Below are 2233 nucleotides of genomic sequence, written 5' to 3' on the forward strand. Positions count from 1 at the left end.
GAGGTGCCCCGCCCCGCGTGGCCGGCCCGTGCCTCCTATGAAGAAAGCGACGCACCGAGGCGAAACTCCCAGCGCGAAACACCGAAAATCACGGTGAAGCAGCATCGAACATTTCACCCCTCCTCAGGGAGTACCGAATATGTCGAACGGCATCGGCGGAGTTGGCGGTAACCGGCAGCTCACCACGACGCAGGGCGCGGGCAACGTCAACACCTCGACGATTGCGCGCAACGCGCAGCTCATCGAGTCCACGCTGAACCTGGTGGAGAAGGCCGTTGACCTGGCGGGCAAGGCGGTGGGCGTCGCCGGCAAGGCGGTGGATCAGATGTCCCAGGCCGCGGCCTCCACGAAGCAGGCGGGTGCGACGGGCACCAACGCCGCCTTCCCCGCCGAGCGTCCCAACCCCCTGGACGCGGTGCGCGAGGCGAACTCCCTGAAGGTGGACGACGGCGGGAAGATCACCACCCCGGGCGGCTACACCATTGAGCAGCTGGGCCAGTTCGAGTGGCGCGTGACGGGGCCGGACGGCAACAACACCCGCGTCTGGGGTGATCCGCACGTCGACGAGAGCGACGGCGGCAAGTTCGACTTCAAGCGCGACACGTCCTTCGTCCTGGGCGACGGCACCCGCATCAACTGCTCCTGCAAGCCCTGGGGCAACGGCATGACGGTGACGGGCCAGCTGGACATCGTCTACGGCGACAGCCACGTGCGCGTGACGGACATCGACAAGGGCAAGGGCAAGGTCGGCCAGGTCACCAACAAGGGCATGGACGAGGTCGTCCGCTTCCACTCGAACCAGTCCGCGGACGTCTTCCACATGGGGCAGAACGCGGCGGACTGGACGTTCCACGGCAAGGAGATTGTCGGCCACGAGAACGGCGGTGACGTGCACAAGGTGGGCGAGGCCGTCATCACCGCGCCGCGCACCATGGCCTTCAACTACTCGGCGGCGGCGGACGCCCCCGCGGCGGGTGAGGTGGCCCAGAACTGGGACATGAACACCAGCCTGCCCCAGGTGAAGCCGCTGCCCTGGGACATGAGCAGTGGCAAGCCCGAGCTGAACAAGCTGAACGAGACGCTCGACTCCCTCAGCAAGGTGTTCGACCAGCTCAAGAACACCCAGGCGAACGGCTTCAACCCGTTCCGCAAGGCGGACGACCTCTTCGGCGCCTACGACAAGAACCAGCACAAGTCCGGACTGACCCAGTCCTTCAAGGCGCTGGGGGACATGTTCGGGACGCTGGAGAAGCTGTCCAAGCTGAATGATATGGTCCGCTTCCGCGGTCCCCAGTCGTTCTAGCCGCTGGACGTACTTCATCGGGCCAGGTGGGGGACTGCCTGGCCCTCCTCGAGGTTGTCGTGAGCGACTCCGCCCCCAGGGGTGAAGAAGAGAAGGTCGTCGTCCCGGAAGTCCTCGCCGAGGCGGTGATCCGCGGCGAAATCACCCTGGGGCAGTTCCTCAACCTCTCCCACACGCAGCTCTACGCCTGGGCGGACAAGGCCTATCAGCTCCTCCAGGCGGGCAGCTCGCAGCAGGCCCTTCAAATCTTCCAGGGCCTCGTGGCCGCCTCGCCCACCGACGCCGTCTTTCACGCGCAGCTCGGGGCGACCTTCATGACGCTGGAGCGCTTCGACGAGGCGTTCGACGCCTTCCGGCTGGCGCTCCAGTTCAACGACGGCCACGTGGACGCGCTGGTCGGCCGGGGCGAAATCCACCTGCGCCGGGGCAATGTCCCCGAGGCGCTCGCGGACCTCAGCAAGGCCATCCAGCTGGACGCGGGCCTCAAGCGCCGCGCCACGCAGCGCGCCCACGCGACGCTGCTCACCCTGAAGCAGCAGGCCGACCAGGTGAAGAAGTCCCGGTAGGCCCTGGGGGCCATGCCCCCTCCCGTCACGACACACACCAGGCCCGGGCCGCGCGAGTCGTCGCGCGGTCCGGGCTTCGTCGTTTCGGGTGAGTCGCGCGAGCCCGCAAAAGCAAGGAGCCGGCATCCCGTGAGGGAAGCCGGCTCCGAGAGTCGCTTACAGCGGCAGGATTAGATCTTGCCGATGACGGACATCGCGATCTCGTTGAGCTTCTTCATCAGGTTGGCGACGAAGGCGGTCGCCTCCTGCTGCTTCTGGAGCATCAGCTGCGCCTCGGCGCGCTCACGGTCCGGACCCGTCAGGCCGGAGAGGGACTTCTGCTCGAGGGCGGAGAGACCCTGGCTGGCTCCGAGGGCCTTCGTGG

The 2233-nt window shown here is 67.0% G+C and carries 3 protein-coding genes; 2 read left to right on the forward strand and 1 reads right to left on the reverse strand.

Features of this window, described 5'->3' with window-relative positions; all coding sequences use genetic code 11:
* Positions 1 to 139 precede the first annotated feature (139 nt).
* Together G4D87_RS36875 and G4D87_RS36880 are read left to right on the forward strand one after the other, a co-directional pair.
* Entirely contained in the window at positions 140 to 1303 is a 1164-nt protein-coding gene (locus tag G4D87_RS36875) for a DUF1521 domain-containing protein (RefSeq protein ID WP_163787458.1), read from the forward strand.
* Positions 1304 to 1362: 59 nt separating this feature from the next.
* Complete coding sequence (locus tag G4D87_RS36880; RefSeq protein WP_240358915.1) at positions 1363 to 1869, forward strand: tetratricopeptide repeat protein; 507 nt, start codon at positions 1363 to 1365, stop codon at positions 1867 to 1869.
* Positions 1870 to 2039: 170 nt separating this feature from the next.
* On the opposite strand, the gene G4D87_RS36885 is transcribed toward G4D87_RS36880, so the two are convergent.
* A partial coding sequence (locus tag G4D87_RS36885; protein WP_163787460.1) for a hypothetical protein occupies positions 2040 to 2233 on the reverse strand: 194 nt, incomplete at its 5' end.

Source organism: Myxococcus vastator, from assembly GCF_010894475.1.
In the GTDB taxonomy this organism is placed as follows: domain Bacteria; phylum Myxococcota; class Myxococcia; order Myxococcales; family Myxococcaceae; genus Myxococcus; species Myxococcus vastator.

Bases quoted from the DNA above. Each gene is read 5' to 3' on its own strand.
- G4D87_RS36875 (WP_163787458.1), top strand. From the start codon at position 140: ATGTCGAACGGCATCGGCGGAGTTGGCGGTAACCGGCAGCTCACCACG.